At 63.8% G+C, this 22,571-nt stretch carries 17 protein-coding genes; 4 read left to right on the top strand and 13 right to left on the bottom strand.

Going from position 1 to position 22,571, the window contains the following annotated elements; all coding sequences use genetic code 11:
* Window positions 1–3: 3 nt before the first annotated feature.
* Window positions 4–345 (bottom strand): hypothetical protein, encoded by a 342-nt coding sequence (locus tag AAG612_RS00625; protein ID WP_342506219.1) that lies wholly within the window; start codon window positions 343–345, stop codon window positions 4–6.
* Between the two features lie 159 nt (window positions 346–504).
* On the opposite strand from AAG612_RS00625, the gene AAG612_RS00630 reads away from it, so the two are divergent.
* Entirely contained in the window at window positions 505–1,056 is a 552-nt protein-coding gene (locus AAG612_RS00630) for a pseudouridine synthase (protein ID WP_342506221.1), read from the top strand.
* Here the strand turns inward: AAG612_RS00630 and AAG612_RS00635 are convergent, their stop codons facing one another.
* From AAG612_RS00635 to AAG612_RS00645, 3 genes are all read right to left on the bottom strand, one after another.
* Window positions 1,057–2,208 carry a JmjC domain-containing protein gene (locus tag AAG612_RS00635; RefSeq protein WP_425341835.1) on the bottom strand — a complete coding sequence of 384 codons (1,152 nt, stop codon included), beginning with the start codon at window positions 2,206–2,208 and terminating at the stop codon, window positions 1,057–1,059.
* A 200-nt stretch (window positions 2,209–2,408) separates the two neighbouring features.
* Window positions 2,409–3,116 (bottom strand): M16 family metallopeptidase, encoded by a 708-nt coding sequence (locus AAG612_RS00640; protein ID WP_342506225.1) that lies wholly within the window; start codon window positions 3,114–3,116, stop codon window positions 2,409–2,411.
* 196 nt (window positions 3,117–3,312) lie between these two features.
* Window positions 3,313–5,073: a DEAD/DEAH box helicase gene (locus tag AAG612_RS00645; RefSeq protein ID WP_342506227.1), complete on the bottom strand. Its 1,761-nt coding sequence runs from the start codon at window positions 5,071–5,073 to the stop codon at window positions 3,313–3,315.
* A 263-nt stretch (window positions 5,074–5,336) separates the two neighbouring features.
* Between AAG612_RS00645 and AAG612_RS00650 the strand changes: the two genes are divergently transcribed.
* A complete protein-coding gene (locus tag AAG612_RS00650; protein ID WP_342506230.1) occupies window positions 5,337–6,317 on the top strand; it encodes an NAD(P)H-binding protein in 981 nt (326 codons plus the stop codon).
* A gap of 3 nt (window positions 6,318–6,320) precedes the next feature.
* Here the strand turns inward: AAG612_RS00650 and AAG612_RS00655 are convergent, their stop codons facing one another.
* From AAG612_RS00655 to AAG612_RS00695, 9 genes are all read right to left on the bottom strand, one after another.
* The gene (locus tag AAG612_RS00655; protein ID WP_342506232.1) at window positions 6,321–7,895 is read right to left on the bottom strand and encodes a GGDEF domain-containing protein; all 1,575 of its coding nucleotides are present in this window, start codon (window positions 7,893–7,895) and stop codon (window positions 6,321–6,323) included.
* A gap of 45 nt (window positions 7,896–7,940) precedes the next feature.
* Window positions 7,941–8,282 carry a hypothetical protein gene (locus tag AAG612_RS00660; protein WP_342506234.1) on the bottom strand — a complete coding sequence of 114 codons (342 nt, stop codon included), beginning with the start codon at window positions 8,280–8,282 and terminating at the stop codon, window positions 7,941–7,943.
* 151 nt (window positions 8,283–8,433) lie between these two features.
* Window positions 8,434–11,775, bottom strand: a complete 3,342-nt coding sequence (locus AAG612_RS00665) for an amidohydrolase family protein (protein ID WP_342506236.1) — start codon at window positions 11,773–11,775, stop codon at window positions 8,434–8,436.
* Between the two features lie 141 nt (window positions 11,776–11,916).
* Window positions 11,917–12,966 (bottom strand): phytase, encoded by a 1,050-nt coding sequence (locus AAG612_RS00670; protein WP_342506239.1) that lies wholly within the window; start codon window positions 12,964–12,966, stop codon window positions 11,917–11,919.
* A complete protein-coding gene (locus AAG612_RS00675; RefSeq protein WP_342506241.1) occupies window positions 12,966–15,854 on the bottom strand; it encodes a TonB-dependent receptor in 2,889 nt (962 codons plus the stop codon). Before AAG612_RS00675 ends, AAG612_RS00670 begins: the two co-directional genes overlap by 1 nt.
* A gap of 243 nt (window positions 15,855–16,097) precedes the next feature.
* Window positions 16,098–18,593, bottom strand: a complete 2,496-nt coding sequence (gene ligD / locus AAG612_RS00680) for a DNA ligase D (protein ID WP_342506243.1) — start codon at window positions 18,591–18,593, stop codon at window positions 16,098–16,100.
* A 3-nt stretch (window positions 18,594–18,596) separates the two neighbouring features.
* A complete protein-coding gene (gene ku / locus AAG612_RS00685; protein WP_342506245.1) occupies window positions 18,597–19,430 on the bottom strand; it encodes a non-homologous end joining protein Ku in 834 nt (277 codons plus the stop codon).
* Window positions 19,431–19,543: 113 nt separating this feature from the next.
* Window positions 19,544–20,152 (bottom strand): FMN-dependent NADH-azoreductase, encoded by a 609-nt coding sequence (locus AAG612_RS00690; RefSeq protein WP_342506247.1) that lies wholly within the window; start codon window positions 20,150–20,152, stop codon window positions 19,544–19,546.
* Between the two features lie 23 nt (window positions 20,153–20,175).
* A complete protein-coding gene (locus tag AAG612_RS00695) occupies window positions 20,176–20,874 on the bottom strand; it encodes a pirin family protein (RefSeq protein ID WP_342506249.1) in 699 nt (232 codons plus the stop codon).
* A gap of 126 nt (window positions 20,875–21,000) precedes the next feature.
* Here AAG612_RS00695 and AAG612_RS00700 point away from each other — a divergent pair, with 126 nt between their 5' ends.
* Window positions 21,001–21,918, top strand: coding sequence for a LysR family transcriptional regulator (locus AAG612_RS00700; protein ID WP_342506252.1), 918 nt, complete (start codon window positions 21,001–21,003; stop codon window positions 21,916–21,918).
* Between the two features lie 219 nt (window positions 21,919–22,137).
* Window positions 22,138–22,509: a response regulator gene (locus AAG612_RS00705; protein WP_342506254.1), complete on the top strand. Its 372-nt coding sequence runs from the start codon at window positions 22,138–22,140 to the stop codon at window positions 22,507–22,509.
* Window positions 22,510–22,571: the final 62 nt, after the last annotated feature.

Here is a 22,571-nt window from a genome sequence, read left to right on the forward strand (position 1 = left end):
AGATCAGCGCTTTTTCTTGGCGGTGCCGGCATGAAAATCGGGATCCTTCTTCGCAACCCAGTCCACGAATTTGCGCATGTCGGGATTGAGCAGAATGGCCTCGACGTCGAGCGCATGACGCTGCAATTCCGCGTTGCTGAAATTGGCAATCAGCGTTTGCTGGCAAATCGGATGCATCGGTACGACATCGCGTCCACCCCGGCTCTTGGGCACCGGGTGGTGCATGACCGTGGTCTTGCCCAGCGGGCGACCGCACAGCCAGCAGGGCCCGGGCGCAGGCGCCTGCTCGTCATCATCGTGGAGATGTTCTTCACGGGCAGCGCCCTTGCGATGTTTGCGTGCCATGTGCTGATGCCTGAATTGTGTGACCGTCGGTTGCGCGCTTAGCGGGTTGGCTCGGTCTTTGCGACCTCAGCAGGCCGATTCATCACTGACCAATTATGCAGTTCGCTTGCCTGACGCCCAGTCGCTTGACTTGCCCTGCGAACTGCCGAGGGTAGCGAGATGCCGCGCGTGATCCTGTTCAACAAACCTTTCGGCGTACTCTCCCAGTTTACGGATCGGGGAAGCCCGACGCCGCGGCAGACCCTGTCCGATTTCATCGATCTGCCCGCGGTCTACCCGGCAGGCAGGCTGGACCGGGACAGCGAAGGCCTGTTGCTCCTTTGCGATGACGGTGCGTTGCAGGCGCGGATTGCCGATCCGCGTTACAAATTGCCGAAAACCTATCTGGTGCAGGTCGAAGGGGAGCCCGACGAGGCGGCTCTGGATCGGTTGCGCAAGGGCGTAAGCCTGAAGGACGGCATGACCCGGCCAGCCAAAGCCGAGATCATCCCGGACCCGCAATTATGGCCGCGCGATCCGCCCATCAGAGTGCGCAAGTCGGTCCCGGATAGCTGGCTCAGCCTGACGATCCACGAAGGAAAGAACCGGCAGGTGCGCCGGATGACCGCCGCAGTCGGGCACCCGACCCTCCGGCTGGTGCGCTGGTCTATCGGCGATTGGACACTGGAGGGAATAGCGCAGGGGCTATGGACCGAGACATCGGTGCCATAGTCAGTTTTCAGGCTCCTCGAAAGCGATGCAGCCGCGATTTACCAAGCTCAGGATCAGGTCCCGGGCGGGCTGTGTGGTCGCGCTGCTCAGCGTCGTCTCGACAAGCGGGCTGGCGCAAAGAGTCCGGGCGAAAACAGCGGCTTCACCCGAACATTCGATGGCTTCTCCGTCGACATAGAGCAGCAGGCTTTCGGTCTCTTGCTGGACGAAGGCGAAACGGCTGGCGGGGTTGCGGACCAAGGTCGTCCCGGATTGGAGCGCGATCGAAACCTCTTCGGGAGTGATGGCATGTTCAGGTCGCCAATCGAGGGCCGAGGGTTTCGGTGTCGTCGCATATTTGCCGAACCAGCGCGCAAACCGGTCTTGGTCGTTCAGCTTTTCGGCAACCATCTGGTGCAGGCGAGAGAGGGTCTGAGCTGAAATCTCGCCCGGGTTCGGCTGCATTTCCAGATCGGGATCGCCGAACCGGTCGTCCTCCGACATCTCGCCGAGCAAGTCTTCGGTCCACTCTTCGATCAGCTCTCTGCGAGATGGTGCGCGAAAGCCGACCGAATAGGTCATGCAGTCGTCCCCTATCGCGGTTCCCCGGTGGGCAATGCCCGGTGGCACATAAAGTATGTCGCCGGGTTCCAGCACCCACTCCTCGCGGGGCTCGAACTCGGCGAGAAGGCGTAGATCCTCATGCGGCAGCAACGCGGTTTGCTCGTTGCACGGATCGCCCAGTTCCCAGCGTCGGCGGCCCAATCCCTGAATGAGGAAGACATCGTACTGGTCGAAATGAGCGCCAACGCCGCCGTTGTCGGTGGCATAGCTCACCATGACGTCATCGATCCGCCAGTTCGGGATGAAGCGAAACGGCTCGATCAGATCGGCAACGGCGGGAATGTGGTGATCTACCGCCTGGACCAGCAACGTCCACGGAGCCGTGCCCAGCGCACCGAACCGGTCATCCTCAAGTGGACCGTGTTCCAGGGTAAGCGTTTCGCCGCCGGTAACGAGCCGCGATTCCACACCCTCTTCGCAGGCGAGCCCCGCCAGCTCGTCCGGTTCTGCCGGATTGCGCCATTCTGCCCATGGATTGCGGATCAACAGCGGCTTTTTCTGCCAGTACTCTCGCAGGAATTCCTGCGCGTCGAAGTCGGGAAAATGCATGATGATGGTGGCGCTAGACATCTTCTCCGGCGATGCAAGTGCGCGGCTGTGGGTCACATTCCTTCAGGACCGATCCGGTGCGCAAGCCGGGCCAACTCCTGGTGGACCCACCGTACGCCGCCCTTATGGGCTACCTCGACTGTCTGGCCGGGGTGGCGGGAACCCCGGGCAGAAATGCCACTTCGGGCGAATGGTGCTCCCTATTCTTCCGCCGTGCGCGATGGGAGCACCAGTACCGGATAGGCATTGTCGCCCTGAAAGATCGCGCGAGCCATGGCCTGCACGTCTTCCACGGTGGTCGTGCGATAGGCGGCTTCGCGTGCGCGAAAGCCTCTGAGACCCTCGCCGTCGGTCTGCGCGTCGGACAGCACATTGAGCCAGTAGGCGTTGTTTTCCAGCGTGCTCGGCAAGTCTTCCAGCAATGGCGTGATCGCGCGCTGCAATTCATCCTCGTTGATCGGTCCAAGGGCGAGATCGGTGCCGACCTTCTCGATATCCGGCAGTACGTCGCGCGCCGCATCGGGAAACACGGTGATGCTGGCGACCACGTAGCCGTAACCGGGAAACTGGGGGTCGGCCTCTACCCCGGCACCGGGCGAGTAGGTCGAACCCAGTTCCTCGCGCAGTACCTTGGTCATGCGATTGCGGAAGATGCTGCGCAGCACATTCAGGCGATAGCGTTCGACCGGATCGGTGCCGTCGGGCGCGGGCCAGTAAACCCGCGCCACCGCCTGGTCCGGAGTGCCATTGTGGTAGAGCACAACCGGATACTCGACGAAGCATTCCCCCGGTCTGGCCTCGCCGGTAGTCGCCTTCCGGCCGCCATTGGACGCCATCGGACCCGATTCGCCGCGGAGTTTTTCCCGATCACTCATGCAATAGTTCGCGGACGCGCGGCCTTCTTCCATGTCGGGCGGCGGGCACCCTATCGCAATTTGTCCTTGCAAGCATAGCCCGCGAAAAGACGCGGTTGGAAGAGCGATCGTCGGGTGATCTGTCCGAGGGCGCTCGAAAGCGCCGATCCACGCGGGCTGGACAAACGTGTCGCGTCGATCGGATTGCTATCGAACGAAAGCAGGCTCGTCGAGCCCGTCTACCGCTATCCTAACGGTCCTTGTTCGTTGCTTTCTTCGGCGATCCCTTGCCCTTGGGGCCGGGCTTGAACGACGAATTGTTGCTCTTGCGATGCGGCTTGGGCTTACCGTCGCGGCGGCCGTGTGGCGGCCCCTTGCGGTTGGTCCGTGCGGCATCTCGCGGCCCCGAGGCGGAGGCTTCGATCAGGACATTCTCGCCATCCTCGTCGTCGCCTGCCGTGCGCAGCAGCGCATCGGAAAACTTGTCCGCAATGGCGCGAGGGATCTGGAAGTAGGTTTCGTCCGGGCCGATCCGGATTGCGCCGACTTCATTGCGGGTGATGTGCCCGCGACGACACAGCAGCGGCAGAATCCAGCGCGGATCGGCATTGCGGCGGCGGCCGATGTCCATCCGGAACCAGACCGTATCCTCGAACCCGGGACGGTGCTTTTCGGCCTGGGCTGCACGCCGCGCTTCGGGCGTGTTGGCAATCAGATCTTCCGGTTCGGGCATCTTGGCGCGGTGCGCGGATACCAGCATCCCTGCGAGTTCGCGCGGAGTGCGCTGTGCGAGCAGGGCATCGACCAGATCGCTGTCGTCCTCGTCGGGCTCCACCGCAGTCAGCAAGGTCTGCATCAGGCGGTCGCGGTCCTTGTCCCGGATCGCTTGGCGGTCGGGCGCATCGGTCCACTTGGCATCGATTTTCGCATTGCGGAGCATCTGCTCCACCCGGCGGCGGCGCGAGAACGGCACCACCAGTACCGCAGTACCCTTGCGGCCCGCACGGCCCGTCCGGCCCGAGCGGTGCTGCAGGCTCTCCGCATCGCGCGGAATCTCGACATGGATCACCAGGCTGACCGAGGGCAGGTCGATGCCGCGTGCCGCAACATCGGTGGCGACGCACACGCGTGCGCGCCGATCGCGCAGCGCCTGCAATGCCTGGTTGCGTTCGGTCTGCGAGTTTTCACCCGACAGCGAGACCACCCCGAAGCCGCGTTCCTGCAAGGTTGCGTGCAGGTGGCGGACCTTCTCGCGCGTCCCGCAGAACAGGATCGCGGTTTCGGCCTCGTGATAGCGCAGCAGGTTGACGACCGCGTTCTCCACTTCGGGAGGAGAGACGACGACCGCTTCGTAGGAAATGTCGCCGTGGCCACGTTCTTTGCTGACCGTCGAAATGCGCAGCGCATTGTTCTGGTAGCGACGAGCGAGGGCCTCGATCGGCTTGGGCATGGTGGCCGAGAACAGCAGTGTGCGGCGCCCGTCGGGGGTCGCATCGAGAATGGTCTCGAGCTCTTCGCGGAAGCCCATGTCGAGCATTTCGTCGGCTTCATCCAGCGTAGCCGCCTTCAGCGCCGACAGGTCGAGCGCGCCGCGCTCCAGATGGTCGCGCAGGCGGCCCGGCGTGCCTACGACGATGGTCGCGCCCGAGCGCAGCGCCTTGCGCTCTGCCGACGGGTTCATCCCGCCGACGCAGGTCGCAACGCGTCCTCCCGCCTTGCCATAGAGCCACGAAAGCTCGCGGCTGACCTGCAAGGCAAGCTCGCGGGTGGGGGTGATGACCAGCGCGAGCGGTGCGCCCGCGAAGGGCACTTTTCCGCTGTCGTTGAGCAGTTGGCGCGAGAAGGCGAGGCCGAAGGCGACGGTCTTGCCCGAGCCCGTCTGAGCGGAGACGACGAGATCGCGGCCATGTGCTTCGGGTTCGAGAACGGCGGCCTGAACATCGGTCGGCTCGGAATAGCCGCGTTCGGTGAGCGCGGTTTGCAGGGTGTCGGGGAGTGTGTCGAAATTCATGTCATAACCTTGGGAATCAATGCACGCGCGCCGGGCGACCCCAGGCGGCTGGACTTGGTCATCAGCAGTGCAGAACGGGGGAATCGTCGAACGCGTCGCGTCCGGCGAAGTTGGACCTCCCTTACGCGACTTTTGCCGCTTTGGCTTGCGAAATATTTCGCAGCCCTGATCCGGGCCCTGCCTGACGCCAGCGGCCTTGGCCCACCATGTTCGTTGGTGAGCTATTGCTCGCGCATGCTAGCGATGTTGCGTAAGCTGGCGCGATGACGCCCAATCAAGCAAATGGCTTGCAAGCGCGCCGGGTTCTCGTCCTCGGGGGGACGGGCACGATCGGCCGCGCAACGGTGCGGGCGCTGGTCGCGCGCGGGCACGAGGTTGTCTGCCTGGTACGGCGCGAGCGGCATGGGCCTCCCGGCGCAGAATTGCGCGATTGCGAAGTGACCGACCCCGCCGCGCTGGCGAACGATGGCATCCGGGGGCAGCGGTTCGATGTGATGCTCTCCTGCCTTGCATCGCGGACAGGGACGCCAGATGACGCATGGCGGATCGATCATGACGCGCATCTGGGCGCGCTGCATCAGGCGCAGGCGGCGGGGATATCGCATATGATTTTGCTATCCGCGATCTGCGTTCAGAAGCCGAAACTGGAATTCCAGCGGGCGAAGCTGGCTTTCGAACGCGCGCTGATCGAATCCAGCATCGACTACACGATCGTGCGGCCCACCGCGTTCTTCAAATCGCTTTCGGGTCAGGTCGAGCGCGTGCGGCAGGGCAAGCCCTTCATGGTATTCGGCGATGGCACGCTGACCGCCTGCAAGCCGATCAGCGACGATGACCTCGCCGACTATTTGGCGGACTGCATCGACAATCCCGAGCGGCGCAACCGCATCCTGCCTATTGGCGGTCCGGGAGAGGCGATTACTCCGCTGATGCAGGCGGAGAAACTGTTCGCCATGCTCGAAGAGGCACCGCGCATCAGGCATGTGCCGGTGGCGTTGCTGGATTCCATTGTTCTGATGCTCGCAACCCTGGGACGTTTCGTGCCGACCTTCCGGGCCAAGGCCGAACTCGCGCGGATCGGGCGCTATTATGCGACCGAGTCGATGCTCGTGTGGGACCCGGAGAGCGCGCGCTACGATGCTGCAGCGACACCCTCGGCAGGCTCCGACACGCTGTTCGACTATTACGAGCGCCTGCTGAGCGGCGAAGAACAAGCCGAGCGCGGCGAGCACGCGGTGTTCTAGGGCTCAGGAGAGCCATTCGGAGCGGTTACGCCCGGCATCCTTGGCTGCGTAGAGGGCCTTGTCGACGGCTTCGAGAACGGCTCGGCGGTCCTGCTCGCTGTCGGCGACGTCCTCGGGAATCTTCATTGCACCTGCACTGACGGTCAGTTTGCCGGTGGGGCTCTTGGCATGGGGAATTGCGATCCCGGCAACCGCGCGCACGGCCGCCTCGACCGCGCCTTGCGCGCCGTCGGTCGCCGAACACGGAACGATCGCCGCGATCTCCTCTCCGCCATAGCGGTAGATCGAAGCTCCGGGTAACGCAGCGCCGATCTGCGCGACGACTTTTTCGAGGGCCCTGTCGCCGGCCACATGGCCGTAGTGATCGTTGTAAGGCTTGAAGAAGTCGACATCGAACAGGGCCAGCACAATGCAGGTGCCTTCGCTCGCATCGAGCATGCCCTGACGAAGATCCTGGTCGAATGCGCGTCGGTTCAACGCGCCGGTCAGCGAGTCCTTGCGGCTCTGATCGAGCAGCTGCTGGTTCGCGAGTTCGAGCTGCATGGTCCGTTCGGCAACCGTGCGTTCAAGCCCGGTCCGCATATTCTCGATCTTGTCGGCCATGCGCCGGAAGCTGCGCGCTAGCGTTCCGATCTCGTCGTCCCGGCGAACCGGCAGGTCATGGTCGCTGCCTGCCACCGAACCATAATGACCATCGGCCACGTAATGCGACGCCTGCGTCAGCTTCCTGATCGGCTTTGAGACGCTGGTCCGCAGCACGATGATGGCCGTCAGAATGAACGCTCCGAACAGCACCGCGATCAGGATCAGGACCGAACCGGCGGAACGCAGCGCGCGGGCCTCTACCTGCGCTTTTGGGTGAACAGTCACCAGCCACCAACCGGGCCCGGCGATGCGGGTACTGGCGACATAGGCATCCAGAGCAGGGTCGAACTCGACATTGGCCTGATCGGCAAAGTCTGGATCGCGCTGTTGCAACCGGCGATAGACGCTGCTCAGCGCCGGATTTCCGGTTTGCGCGACATTGATCTGGCCGGCATCTTCGGGAAGACCGTGGAGCCCCTTGGGGTAGGCCACCAGCTTGCCATCGCGCGACAGGATCATGTCGTAGGTTCCGTCGGGCGCGCCGTCGACGACGTTGGCGATCAAGTCGTTCAGGCTCACGTCGAGGCTCGGGGTGAAGAGGTGGCGGCCCTGCCAGTCGACCGGCTTCTGAAACGTGATGGTCCAGTTCGAAGCTGTCGCATCGTAATAGAGGCCGGTCCAGACCGGTTCGCGGGTCGGATTATAGGCCTGCAGGGTGGAGCGCAGCACCGACCCTTTGGTCATATTCAGATCGCTCGCGGCGTCGAGGCCCCACGCCACCTCGGGCCAATAGATGACCAGCGCGTTTTCGGGCAGGCATGCATGGACGTTGGTGAAATCGGCCGACGCGCCCGGACCGAACATGGCCACGGTCTCGTAGGTGAGGATAAGGCGCCGCTGCAGTTCGGGCGTCAGGTTCGGGCGTTCGCGGGACATAAAGCCCGAAACGCCGGTGCGGCCGATGCGCGCGTCCCCTCCCTCGGGAGTTGCCACGTGATATTCGGGCCGCAGACGGATGGTGCCGTCGCCGGGGCGGAATTAATAGTTGGAAAAGTCGGTCGAGCTCGCGACAGAAGGATCGGAATAGAGCGCGACGAACTTCTCGGCCATGCGGTCGGTCAGCTTTTCGGCGTCGAGAAAGCGCTGGCTTTCATATTGCCCCCGCAGTTCGATCTGCGTTTTCCACTCGCCGACCAGCGTATCCTCGGCCTCGTTCCTGGCGGCAAAGAATGAGAACAGCGCGACGATCCCCGCTGCGCAGAAAGCCAGCACGATCATGCGCAGAGCGACCTTGCGCGTGAAAGACACGCGCTTGCGGTCGAAACCATCTTCGGCGGGGAGACCAACCTCGCCGGGAACAAGAGTTCCGTCGTGCTTCACTAACGTCCGATCATCACTTCCCGATGACCAGCAGCGCTATGGGACGATGGTTAACATCGGGTAAGGAATGCGGCCGGACATCCTCGAATTCAGGGCAAATTTCTGTCGAGGATGTCTAAGAGTGGGCGTACCAAGGGCATTGCCCCGGCGCCTACTCCCACCAGTACCGCGCGCGTTCGCTATCCCCGGTGACGGTCTCGTTCATCGTCGTCGCATCATAGGCGCGCCCACCGATCACCACCGTCTCCACCCGTTCGGTGTTGCGGATATTGGCGAGCGGGTCGCCGTCGATGATGACGAGGTCGGCGAGCTTGCCCGGCTCCAGCGAGCCGATCTCCCGATCCATTCCGAGCGATTGGGCAGGCACGATGGTAGCCGCGCGCAGCGCTTCCAGCGGGCTCATGCCGCCGCGCACGAAGGACCAGATTTCCCAGTGCGTGCCGATCCCGGCCTGCTGCCCGTGCGCGCCGATAGAGACCAGCACGCCCGCATCGGCGATCTTCTTCGCCTCGCGCGCCACATCGTCATCGATGAAATCGCCCTCGGGTGCGGTCGTGCGCCGCGCATTGCCTGCGCGCAGGATCGCGGGCGGGGTGTGCGCCTGGAGCAGCGGCTGCGCGAAGACGTCGGTCGCCTGTCGCCAGTAGGGATCACCAGCCAGCCCGCCATATCCGACCACCAGCGTGGGGGTGTAATTGGTGTTCGACTGGCCGAAGAACTGCACCACGTCGTCATACATGGTCATGACCGGGATGTTGTGCTCCAGCGTGGAGTTGCCGTCCGCGATCAGGTTCAGGTCCATGCCGAACAGCGATCCGCCTTCGGCCACCACCAGCATGTTCTCGCGCCGCGCCGCTTCGACGACCATCTGGCGCTGGTCGCGGCGGGGCTGGTTGTAGTTCTTCACGCTCGGCGCGCCTTCGGCCTTCAGCCGGCGGACATGGTCGAGCGCGTCGGCCAGCGTATCGATCTGCGCATAGGCGCCCGGCGCGCGCGCGCCGTAGATGATCCGCCCGGTGCTGAACATGCGCGGGCCGACGATGCGTCCGGTGCGCTGCATGTCTTCGGCCACGAAGAAGGTCGTGCCGCTGGATGGATCATGGATGGTCGTGGTGCCCAGAGCGAGGGTCTGGAGCAGGTTCCAGTTCTGCTCGGGCACCAGATCGCCATCGCCGTAGGACCCATGGGCGTGCGCATCGACGAAGCCGGGCAGGATCGTTTTGCCGCGCGCGTCGATCGTCGGCGTGCCTGCGGGGTAGGTCATCGCGGCGGTCGGCCCGACGGCGGTGATCCGCCCGTCCTTGATGAGGATCGTCGCGTTCTCGATGATGCCGCCATCCTCGTTCGCCATGGTAACGACCTTGGCGCCAGTGATTGCGAGGCTCCCGGTGGAAAGCGCCGCGCGCTCGGTCCGCAGCATCGACACGCCGGTTTCCGGCGGCTGGTATGTGGCGCGCTCATCACCCTCGGCGGGCGGAGCGGAGGGGAACAGCTGCGAGAGCGATGCGGTGTAAAGCGTCGGGCCGAGCGACCAGTGAACCTTGTCGCCCCCGCTCGACCAGTGGACATAATCGGCGGCGGAATCGGACAGTTCGACCACCGGGAGCGCTTTGGCCCCGGCGGAGATGCTGACCGCCTGGCCGCCCGGCATCAGCGGCATCGCGAAGGCATCGTAATTCTCGGTAAAGGCGAAGAACTTGCCCGAGGGCGAGACGCGATATCCCGTGACCAGATCGCCCTTCGCGTGGACGCGCATGGCCTCGCCGTTGAGATCGGTGGAGACGAGCTGCTGCGCGCCGCCATCAGACCCGGTCATGAAAATTCGATCGCTGCTCGCACCGAAATGCGGATCGCCCATCGACCGGGTGACCAGCGTCTGCGTGCCGCCGCTTGCAGGGATGCGATAGACGCCCGGATCGTCGCTATATTCGGGCGCAGTCAGGTAACCGCCCGATCCGCGCTCGAAGACGATGGTCGATCCGTCGGGCGAGAAGACGGGGCGGGAATAGTGGCCCGGGCGGGTCGTGATCGCGCGGTCGCCGCGTCCGTTCGCGCCGACGGCGCGGATCTGGCCGAGGCCGCTGTCGGTCCAGCGGACATAGACGATGCGCGATCCGTCGCGCGACCAGCTGGGATAGAGCTCCATGCCGTCGTCGGCATTCGTCAGCCGCCGCATCGCGCCGCCGCCTGCGGGCATGGTGTAGAGCCGGCCGAGGCTTTCGAACACGACCGTCCGGCCATCGGGCGAAACCTCGGCGAAGCGGGGCATGGTCACCTCGACGGTGGCTTGCTCGACCGGGATGACCGGGTGCGGCGCTCTTGCCACGCCGCGCGTGTCGTCGATGGTAAAGGGGATGACGCGCGCATTGCTGCCGTCCGCATCGACGCGGCGGATCTTGCCGCCGACCCAAAACACGATCGAGCGGCTGTCGGGCGTCCAGTCCATGTTCGGATAGACCCCGGTGACCGCCCAGGTTTCCTGCACGTCCTGATCGAGATCGTCGTAGATCTTGCGCGTCGCGCCGCTCTCGAGATCCTTGACGTACAGTTTGGAGCGGGTGTTCTCGCGCCGCACGAAGGCGATCATCTTGCCGTCGGGCGAAGGGGTGGGGCGCACAGCGCCGCCGAGCCCGCTGACCGCCGTCGTGACCTCCCCGCGTTCCAGGTCGTAGCGTTCGATGTTGAACAGGTTGGTGTTCGAATCCTGCGCATATTCGAAGATCGGGCCACCGGTGATATTGCGCGTGTAGTAGATCGCGCTGCCGTCGGGCGCGTAGATCGGCTCGCCCAGTTCCTTCTGGTGCTGCGGATTGGGCCGCTCGACCAGCGCGACGCCGCTGCCGCCAGAGACGTGGTAGAGCCAGACCTCGCCCGTGCCGAGCGAACGCCCGGTCGTGAAGTGCTTCTTGGCGGCGATGAACTGCCCGTCGGGCGACCAGGTCGGCTGGTGCATCAGCCGGAAATCTTCCTTGGTCAGCTGCCGCTTGTCCGACCCGTCGGCATTCATGATCCAGATATTGTCGCCGCCCCCGCGATCCGAGGTGAAGGCGATCCGCGTGCCGTCGGGCGAGAAGCGCGGCTGCACCTCCCATGCGAGGCCTTCGGCGATCCGCGTGGGCGTGCCGCCCTCGATCGGCATGGTGTAGATGTCGCCCAGCACGTTGAACGCGACCATGCGCCCGTCGGGCGAGACATCGACGTCGACCCAGGTGGCTTCATCGGTGCGGATCGCAACCTGCTCGATCGCGACACCGGGCGGATTGCTGACGTCCCACTCGGGCTCTTCGTCGTTCGCGGCGATGGATCCGCCGGTCGCGTCGTCTTCGGGCGACTGTTCGGGCAGCGTGTCGATCCCGGTGACGGGCCGCAGGCTCTCGTCCTCGGGCGCTTCGGTTTCCTCGACCGGGTCGGCCTGTGCCTCTCGCTGCGGCGCCTGCGCCAATGCAGTGGTGGAGAGGAGCGCCGTGGTGAGGAGGAGAAGGGAGGTTTTCATGCGTTGTCCCGCTGCTGGATCGTTGCGGACCAGCCTAGAGCGGGCACGCGACAGCGCAAGGGCAAGGCAGCGGGTATGACCCGTCTATCGCGCGAAAGGGGAGGGCGAAACCGCACCGGGAGCCACCCTCCATCTGCGCGACTATTGCGCTGGTGCTTTCTCCAGCGCTTCGAGGATTGACGCCCACGAGACCAGCTTGAAGTTCTGGGCGGAGGGCGGGTTGATCCCGTCCTGCGCCACGAACAGGCCTGCCGGATAATCCGGCCCGAAGCTGCCAGTACGCAGTCCGATCCCGTCGGTTTCCTCGGTCGCCCCGAGGGTTCCTTGCGCGATCCGGAAGCGGCCGAGCGGTTCCATGCCGGGCAGCTTGTAGACCGCATAAGCATTGTCGCCCTGGCTCGAAGCGACGAGGTAACCGCCGTCCGTGCCTTCTGGGGCGAGCGCCAAGCCTTCGACATCCGCGACCAGCATTTTGTTGTCCACGGTCGCGACTAGTTCCTTGTCGCCGCTGCGCATGTCGATTGCCCAGATGCCCGCCGCTTCCTCGCCGATATAGAGCGTGTTCGTGCGCGGATCGACGACGCAGCCTTCGGGCTGGCTCGGTACGGTGGTGAGGACCGAAGTGCTGCCGGTCGCGCCGGAGCCGTCAGCTGCCAGCCTCACCTGCGTGCGGTAGATCACGCCTTCCTTGGGCGCGCTGAAGATATCGACCGTGCCATCTGCGGCAGGCGCGCCCATGCACACGCCGTAGCCTTCGCCTTCGCCCACTTCGATCCGTGCGATCCGGGTGAGCTTGGCCGACGCGGTGTCGAGCGTGGCGATCAGCAGGTGCGCGGTCGCCGGATCGGTCCGGTCGCTGGCGGCGACGATCACCCGGCCATCGGCAAGTTCGACCAGGTCCACATTGTTGTAGAGCCCGCCGCCGAGGAAGGCGAGATCGCGGCCCTGCAGGTCGTAGACGTGCAGGCCCGCCTTCTTGTCGGTCCCCACGATCAGGCTCTTCGCCGGATCGACCGGGTTGCGCCAGATGGCGGGATCGTCGGCCGCATCGTCGTTGGCGGTGCCGACCGGCGCGGTTTCGGCGGTGGCGAAAACCGACACTGCCGGATCGCCGATGATGGGGGTGGTGGCGCAGCCGCCCACCGCCAGCGTGAGGCTGGCGATGGCGACGGATTGGAAATGCATGCTCATCAGAAGGTCACCCTTACGCCGCCCTTCATCGTCCAGCTATATTCCTCGAACTGGTAGAGGTTCTGCTGGCCGCCGAAATTGTTGTAAGCATAGTACTTAGCGTTGTTGATGTTCACCCATTCGTAGAACAGCTTGATATTGTCGGTCAGCTTGTACTTGGCGCTCAGGTCCAGCTGGAAGTGGTTGTCGACATAGCGATCAAGCTCCGCCTCGCCCGCAATTTCATCGAGATAGCGGTCGCGATAGGTGCCTGCCAGACGGATATCGAGCGGCCCCTTGTCGTAACCGAGCGCCACGTTGAAGGTGTGGCGCGAGGTTGCGGGGAGCGGAATTTCGCGCGGATCCGCGATATTGCCATCGGTGAAGATCGTGCCCTTGGCATCGGTATAGGTGTAGTTCGCCTGGACGATCAGACCACTCAGCGCGCCGGGCAGGAAGCCGAAGGACTGGGCGAAACCGGCCTCGAAGCCGAAGACATGCGCGTTGTCGCCATTGAGCGGGATGACCGCTTCGTCGAACGTGATGCCGCGATAGACGCCGTTGAAAGGCTCGTCGCCATCCTCGAAGGTCGCATCGACGATGTAATCCTCGATGTCCTTGTAGAACACCGCCGCCGTGATCGCGCCGTTGCTGCTCATGTAATATTCGAGCGAGGCATCGAAGTTCCATGCGCGATAGGGATCGAGATCGGGGTTGCCGAATTCGCCTTCACGCTCGTTATCGTCATTCTGTTCGACGGCGAAGCGCGGTGCGAGCTTGGAAAGCTTGGGGCGGACCAGGCTCTTGTAGGCGGCCAGGCGCGTCACGAGGTTGGGCTGCGCTTCCCAGCGGATGTTCAGGCTGGGCAGCCAGTCGGTGTAATCCTTCCGGAAAGTCACGGGGGTCACGAAGACGGTTGGCTCGCTCGCGGTGCCGCCGCCCGGCAGGTCCGCATCTTCTTCGTAAAGAGTAACCGTATTGCCGAGGATGTCGTTCTTGGTGTTTTCGACGCGCACACCGCCGATCACGCGAAGCGTCGAACTGTCCCACCGCGCGAGAGCATATCCGGCGAGGATGTCTTCCTCCACACTGTAGTCTTCCACCGCGCTGTCGAATTCGCTGTCGGCCTGGACGAAGTCGAAATCGGCGAAGTTGCCGCGGAAATAGTCCGTCGCTTCGGTGAAGCCCGGCACCGGGCCGAGGTCGGTGATGCGATAGGTCTGGCCGGCACCCAGCGCGTCGGTCAGGGTGAAGTTGTCGTTCTCATAGAACTCGACGTTCTTGTCGTAGGTCTTGTCGCGCCAGCGGCCCTTGAACCCGCCCTGGACGGTGAACTCGCCGCCATCCTTCGCGAAGCGACGACCGAGGTCGAATACGGCGGCATATTCCTCGTCTTCCGCCGCCGAGAGGGCGGTGAATTCGAGATCGTTGAGCTCGTACTCGTCGGTGTCGAGGAAGCTGCCGGGGTCGTTGATGACAGAATAGATCGGGCGGCGCGGGTCCGAGTAGTCGAAGCCGATGGCCAGCCCGTCATCCGAGAAGCGCTGGCGGAATTCCGCAGGGTCGACACTGCCGTCTTCGCGCTCGGACGATTTGGCCCAGCTGACCGAATAATCGGCGAACCAGGTGCCCCAGTCGCTTTCGCCGCCCAGAACGAGGGACCGGATCTTCTGGCTTTCGAAGCGATCCTTGATGTCCCGCTCCACGCCGATGCGCTGGCGTACATCTTCGGTCGGGTCGGTGGGGTCGACAATCGTCGCATCGTCGAAGGTTGCGCCGTTCGCGGTGACCGTGGTCGGCCCGAAATCCTCGAAGTCGCCGAGGTCGAAGGTGAGCCGACGCCGATATTCGTGATCGTCGAACTGGCTGTAGATGCCGCGCGCGTAAAGCTCGGTCGAATCGCCCGCACGGACATCGAAGTTTAGCGTCGCGCTGACCCGTTCACGCTCTACGTCATAGTCGCGGTACTGCACTTCGGCGGGGAAGATGCCGGCCTCGTCCGAATAATCGTCGGCCTCGATATTGTCGGTTTCGAACTTGCGCTTGTAGTACGAGAGACCGCCCGAAACGCCGAAATTGTCGCCGATGCGCGTAGCGAAATCCACGCTGCCCTTGGGGCTGATGTGGTCCGCATATTCGTTATAGCTGCCTTCGATCTTGCCGGTCAGCAGGCTCTTGCGGCGGTCGAACGCGCTGGTCGTCTCGATCTCGACCGAGGCACCGATGGTGTCGCCGTCCATGTCGGGCGTGAGCGACTTTTTCACCTCGATCGATTCGATTACGTCGCTGGAGATGACATCCAGCGCGACCGAGCGCACATCGCTTTCGGGCGAGGGCACCCGTACGCCGTTCAGCGAAGTCGAAACGAGATCGGGGTCGAGCCCGCGCACCGAAACGAAGCGGCCTTCGCCCTGGTCGTTCAGCACATTCACGCCGGGCAGGCGGCGCAGCGATTCGGCGACGTTCTGATCGGGGAACTGGCCGATCGCATCGCGGGTCAGCACATCGCTGACGACATCCGATTCGCGCTTGCGCGAGAGGGCGCTGGCCTGATTGGCGCGCTGGCCGACCACCAGGATCGCCTCGCCGCCGCTGGCCGAGAGTTGCAGCGTGATGCTGACGGTGCCAGTTGCCGGAACGGTGACCGTCTCGCGCGCGGTCTCGGCGCCGACATAGCGCGCTTCGATCGTGTATTCGCCCGCAGGCACATCGGCGAAGAGGAAGGAGCCGTCGCGTTCCGATGGAACGGTGCGGTCCAGTTCGACAATGCGGACCTCGGCGGCGCGCAGCGCGACCGTATCGGTCGAATCGACCACGACGCCGCTGACCTCCCCGGCGATGGCGGGCGCGGCGATGGCCGACGCGAGTGCGAACATGCCAACCTGTGTGGCAAGGCGAATCTTGGACATGAGAGGAAGCCCCTTTTTGTGTTTTATCGAATCCCGTTCGAGCGGGCGGCTAGGCTCCTTTGTTTTCGCTTGGGTGACGGATTGGTGGCAGTTTCAAGACAGGCACCGATTGGTGCGCAGTGTTGCGTTTCTGCGCGCTTTTCGGCGACGCTGGCGCACGGGTTCTGGCACGACCACGCGAAGAGCCTGTAATCGTGGCGGAATGCTATCGCGCTTTGGCTCGCGGATCGGCCCGAGCGTTGCCTAAACGTCGGGCAACCGCTGGTCCGCGAAACCCCACCCGGCGAGCTTCTTGGATTTTGCGCGGTCGAGCAGGCGGTTCGTGTCGCCAATCGTGAAACCGTTCGCCTCTTCGAGCTTCTCCAGCTCGTTCCAGGCGATCGGGGCTGCGACCGGGGCGTTCGCGCGGGCGCGGGCGGAGTAGGGCATGACCGCAGTGCTGCCGCGCTGGTTGCGCAGCCAGTCGATGAAGATGCGGCCCTTGCGCTTCTCCTTGCTCATGGTCGCGGTGAACCGGTCGGGCTGCGCCTGCGCGAGCGCCTTGGCAAAGCGCTGGGCAAAGCTCTTGTGCGCCTCCCAGTCGTGCCCCGGCGTCAGCGGTACCACGACATGAATGCCCTTGCCGCCCGTAACCATGGCGAAGCTGGTGAGGCCGATATCGGCGAGGTGCTTGCGGATATCGCGCGCAGCGTCGCGCACCTCGGTGAAGTCCAGCCCTTCGTCGGGGTCCAGATCGAACACCATCCGGTCTGGCTTCTCGACCGCATCGCTGCGCGCACACCAGCCGTGGAACTCGATCGTGCCCATCTGGACGCATTGGAGCAGCCCACGCGCATCCTCGATGAAGAGGTAATCCTCCGCGCCGCCATCCTTCTCCTTGATCGGGACCGCCTTCACGCCGTCCCCGAAGCCGCCATTGTCGTGCTTCTGGAAAAAGCACTTCTTCGCGCGCCCTTGCGGACAGCGCACGAGGCTGAGCGGTCGGCTCGAGGCAAACGGCAGCATGATCGGCGCGATGGCCTCGTAGTAATCCGCGAGGTCGCCCTTCGTCTCTCCGCTGTTGGGGAAGATCACCCGGTCGCGGCTGGAAATCTCGACATTGTCCTTGGGCGCTGGGGCAGGGCTGCCGCGATCGTCTTCGACATCTTGGGCGTCCTTGTCCTGCCGCAGGCCGAGGAAGCTGCCATGGCGTACACGCCCCTCTGCGGTCAGTTCGGCAAAGGCGATCTGAGCGACAAGCTTGGGCGTCACCCAATGCGCCTTGCGGCTATCCGCGTTGGGCACATCGAGCGGCGGGGTCTTGCGGGCCAGCCGGTCGAGCTTGCCGGAGAGCGCATCGAGATCGTCGCCGTCGAACCCGGTGCCGACCTTGCCGCGATAGACCAGATCCTCGCCATCGCGCGCCGCCAGCAGCAGCGAGGCAAAGGGTCGCGCCTTGGCCGCGCTTTCGGACCAGCCGACCACGACGAACTCCTGCCGCTGGACGCATTTGACCTTCACCCAGTTCTTCGTCCGGCTGTGACGATAGGGCGCATCGATCCGCTTGGAGATGATCCCTTCCTGATCCGCCTTGCACATCTGCGTGTAGAGCGTCTCGCCCGCGCCGATGACGTGTTCTGCAACGTGAATGGGCGGCTGTGCACCTTTGAGCAGCGCTTCAAGATGCTCCTTGCGCTCGATATTCGTATGCCCGGTCAGGTCCTCGCCATCCACTTCGAGCACATCGAAGGCGAAGAAGGCGAGCTTGTCTTTCGGCCCCTGCGAGCCATGCCCGCGCTTGAGAACGGCCTGAAGCGTCGAGAAATCGGGATTGCCGTCGCTGTCCAACGCAACGATCTCGCCGTCGATTAGGGCAGGGGGGAGGTCGAGCGCAGCGATCGCGTCCACCAGCGGACCGAACTTGTCGGTCCAGTCCTTCTGGTTGCGTGTCCACACGGTGACCTTGTCGCCCGAAACCGCGATCAGCGCGCGATATCCGTCGAACTTGATCTCATGCATCCAGCGATTGCCGGTCGGCACCTCGTCGACCAGCGTCGCGAGCTGAGGCTTGGTAAATTTGGGCGGTTTTCCGGGCTTCGACGCGCGACGCGCGCGCTTCATCTTGGCGAGCGGTTCGGCGGCTTCGTCGTCGCCCGTCGCAGCGTCCGGCGCGCGCCCCGCCGCGATCTCCGCCATCGAGCGACCTGTGTCGACGCTGGTGAGGGCCTGCTCGACCAACCCGTCGCCATCTTCGGCATAGTCGTCGTCCAGCTTGCGCAGCAGCCAGTTCTCGCGCTTCTCGCCCTTGCGCGGTTTCATCCGGATCAGCAGCCATTCGCCCTTCATCCGCTCTCCGTCGATCACGAAGTGCAGGTGGCCCTCTTCGATATCGTCGGCGCTCTTGCCTTCAATCGGATGCCACGTGCCGCGATCCCATAGCATCACCGTGCCGCCGCCATATTCGTCGGCGGGAATGGTGCCCTCGAAGGTGGCGTAATCCATCGGGTGGTCCTCGGTCCGGACCGCAAGGCGCTTCACATCCGGGTCGGGGGAGGGGCCTTTGGTCACCGCCCAGCTCTTGAGCACGCCTTCGTGCTCCAGGCGCAGGTCCCAGTGAAGCCGCGTCGCGTCGTGTTTCTGGACCATGAAAATACGATCCTTGCCGCTCTTGCCGGCCTTCCCGGCTGGCTCCTTCGTTCGGCTGAAATCGCGCTTGGCGTTATATTCGGCGAGCGGATCGGGCTTGTACTTGCCGGCCATTTGTCACGCGCTCTTTTTCTTTTTCGTGCGGGATTTGGCGGGCTTCTCGTCATCGACCGACTTCTTGAGTGCGGCCATCAGGTCGATCACGTTGCCCGATCCGTCGCCGGAGGGCTCGTCGTCGTCCTCGATGATCGTGGTGTTGCCCTTCGCCTTGGCCTTCTTGTCGATCAGCTTCCTGAGCGCCTCGGCATAGCGATCCTCGAACTCGCCAGCATCGAAGGGCGCGGTCTTCTTCTCGATCAGCGTATCCGCGAGTTCGAGCAACTCTTTCTCTGGCTTGTCGTCGCCGATGCCGCCGAAAAACTTCTGCCCCTCGCGTACCTCGTCGGCATAGCGCAACGTTTCGAGCAGCATGCCCTTGCCGCAGGGCTTGATCGCGACGAGCTTTTCCTGCCCGCGCACCGAGAGCTGGCCCAGCGCGGTCTTCTTCGCCTTGCGCAATGCCTCGCGCAGAACGATGAACGCTTCTTCGGCCAGATCGTCCTTGGGGACGACGTAATAGGGTTTTTCGAAATAGAGCGGGTCGATCTCCGACTGGTCGACGAACTGGACCAGTTCGAGCGTCTTCTTGCTCTCGATCTTGACCGCTTCGATCTCCTCGTCCTCGAGCAACACGAAGTTGTTCTTCGACAGCTCGTAGCCACGGATGATGTCGTCCCGGTCGACGGGGCCGACGCCCTCGACCACTTTTTCGTAGGAAATGCGTTTGCCGGACGGCTCGTGAATTTGCCGGAAACTCACTTTCGCGCCACTTTGCGATGCCGAATAGATCTCGACCGGAATCGAGACGAGCGCCAAGCGGATCTGCCCTTGCCAATATGCGCGCGCTGCCATGTGTCCTCCTTTTTCAAGTCGAACGAGCGAAATCGCGAATTGGTTGCCGGGGGTGGCGCAGCCAGAAGGGAAATCACCGCCGGAGCACTTTGAAAGCGCCCCGGGGGTCGATGTTATGCGGCCAGTTTGTCGGGCGTCAGCGCTTCGATGGCCTGCGAGGCGGCTTCGATCTTTTCCTCGCCGTCGATGCCCATGATCCCGTCGGCCGCGACCATCTCGACATCGGTCATGCCGAGGAAGCCGAGGAAGTGGCGAAGCCACGGGGTGAGAAAGTCGATCTCGCTGCCCATCGGCGTGCCGCCGCTGGCGATCACGACGTAGACCTTCTTGCCGGTCAGCAGTCCCTCGGGCCCTTGCTCGGTATAGCGGAAGGTCGTTCCGGCACGTGCGACCAGATCGGCCCAGGCCTTGAGCGTGGAGGGCATGGTGAAGTTGTAGACCGGCAGGCTGAGCACGAGCGTGTCCGCCGCCTGCAATTCGCCGATCAGGGTATCGGCGATGCCCGCCAGCGCCTGCTGATTGTCGTCGCGCTCTTCGTGCGGGGTCAAGTTGGCTGCGAAGCGATCCGCATCGATCAGCGGCAGGTCGTTGGCGGCGAGATCGCGGGTGACGATGGTCGCTTCCGATGCTGTGGCAAGCTTCTCGACCAGCCGGTTGCCCAGCTTGCGCGAGACGGACTCGTCGCCGCGAATACTGGCTGAAACGTGCAGGATGTTGGTCATGTCATGTTCTCCGATATATGAGTTCAGGCCGCGTCGACGAGGACGATTTCGCTGTCTTCTCGGGCGGTTATTCGCAGGACTTCGAGATCGCTGATCGCCGCGCCGTCGCGTGCGTTGACCGTCTGGCCGTCGATCTCGACCGCTCCGGTCGCGGGGACTAGGTAGCCCTTGCGTGCGGAGCCGAGCGGATACTCGACCGTTTCTCCAGCGCGGATCGTCGCGCCCACCACCCGCGCATCGGTGCGGATCGGTAGGGCGTCATCGTCATCCTCGTAGCCGCTGGCGAGAACCACGAACTGGCCTGCGCGGTCGCCCTTGGGGAAGGGCTTGGCACCCCATTGCGGGGCATCGCCTTCGCTGGTCGGGATGATCCAGATCTGGAAGATCTGGGTGACCTCGTCCTCGCGGTTATATTCGGAATGGCGGATGCCGGTGCCCGCGCTCATTACCTGCACATCGCCTGCCTCGGTACGGCCCTTGTTGCCGAGGCTGTCCTCGTGCGTGATCGCGCCTTTGCGGACATAGGTGATGATTTCCATGTCGCGATGCGGATGAGGCGGGAAGCCGGTGTGCGGCTGGATCGTGTCGTCGTTCCAGACCCGCAGATTGCCCCAGTGGACGCGCGCAGGATCGTGGTAATTGGCGAAAGAAAAATGATGCTTGGCATCGAGCCAGCCGTGGTTTTCGCCACCCAGACTATCGAAAGGACGCAGTTCGATCATTGCGATTCTCCTTGCCTTTGGCGGACATCGGCAGGTGCCGGTTCCGCTGCGTTGGTTCCGATTTAGGCTTGCACACCCCTGCTGCTAAGTGGGATAAGTTCGATCCGATTGTTCAAGAAAGTCGAAATGTCCGAACCCGGCTCCCCCACGCTCGACCAGCTGCAGATATTCCTCGCCGTGGTCGAGGAGGGCAGCTTCGCCGCTGCCGGCCGGCGGCTGAACCGGGCGGTTTCGGTAATCAGCTATGGGGTGAGCAATCTAGAGGCTCAGCTCGGCCTCACACTGTTCACGCGCGAGGGGACCAAACGCCCCGTGCTAACCCCCGAAGGCGAGGCGATCCTTGCAGACGCGCGGGTGGTCGCAGCGGGCCTCGATGGCCTGCGCGCGCGGGCCAGGGGCCTGCTCGAAGGGCTGGAGGCGGAAGTCAGCCTTGCGGTGGACGTGATGTTGCCTGCCGAACGGCTGGGAAGCATCCTGCGTGCCTTCGCCTCCGAATTCCCGACCGTGCCGCTGCGTTTGCATGTCGAGGCGCTCGGTGCGGTTGCCGCGCTGGTGCTGGACGGCAAGGCGGGGCTCGGCGTTGCCGGGCCAGTGTCTGCCGAGGGTGAAGGGCTCGACCGAATGGATGCGGGCGCGGTTACGCTGGTGCCGGTCGCCGCGCCCGACCATCCGCTGGCGCGTGAAACCAAGCTCAAGCCCGGTGCCGGACGCGACCATATCCAGCTGGTGCTGACCGATCGTTCGCCGTTGACGCAGGGGCGCGATTTCGCGGTCCAGTCGCCGCATACCTGGCGGCTGGCGGACCTCGGCGCGAAACATGCTCTGCTGCGCGAAGGGATCGGCTGGGGCAACATGCCGCTGCCGATGATCGAAGGCGATCTGGTCGCGGGCACGCTGGTGAGGCTGGCCATGCCCGATGATACGGGCGGCACGTATCGATTCTCGGCCATCCATCGATCCGATATCGCTCCGGGCCCGGCAACCGCATGGCTGATGGAGCGCTTTGTGGGGCCGGGCATCGCGATGCCCGCGAGCGGTTCATAAGCCGATTGATCGGCGATTGCGCATCCATCCGGCGATCATATCGGGAGGCGCAAGAGTGCGGCACCTGTAGCGTAAGAACCGCCTTCTTAAGGACCGTTATCCTCCGGCGGGGCAGGTTTTAGTAACTAAGGAATACAGTTACATGGCCGCACGATTAACCAAATGTCAGCACTTGTCGGGGTAAGGCGAGTAAACTCTTGACCGCGGAAATTGCCCCGAATGATCTTGGTTGTCGAAGACGAAGCCGACGTGCGCGAGGAGCTGGTCGAGATGCTCGAACTGCGGCGTTTCGCGGTTCGCGGCGCGGCGAGCGTCGCCGACGGCATCGACTGTGTACGAGAACGCGCCTTTCCGCTGACGCTGCTCACTGATTTGCGCCTCCGTGAGGGAAGCGGGCTGGACCTGATCCGCGCGATCCGGTCGGACAGCGGATTGAGCGCGAAGGTCGTTCGATCGATCATGATGACGGGCCATATCGACCTGACCGAACAGGTTCAGCGCGAAATCGCGAAGCAGGATGTTCCGCTTCTCTTCAAACCGGTCGATTTCGATGTGCTGCTGCCGTTGCTGGCACAAGACGCGGTGCATTGATGGACGGCCTGCTTCCCCGCACCCTTTCAGGGCAAGAAACGCCATTCGGGAAACAGACGCTC

Source organism: Citromicrobium bathyomarinum, assembly GCF_038594605.1.
GTDB classification, from domain to species: Bacteria; Pseudomonadota; Alphaproteobacteria; order Sphingomonadales; family Sphingomonadaceae; genus Alteriqipengyuania; species Alteriqipengyuania bathyomarina_B.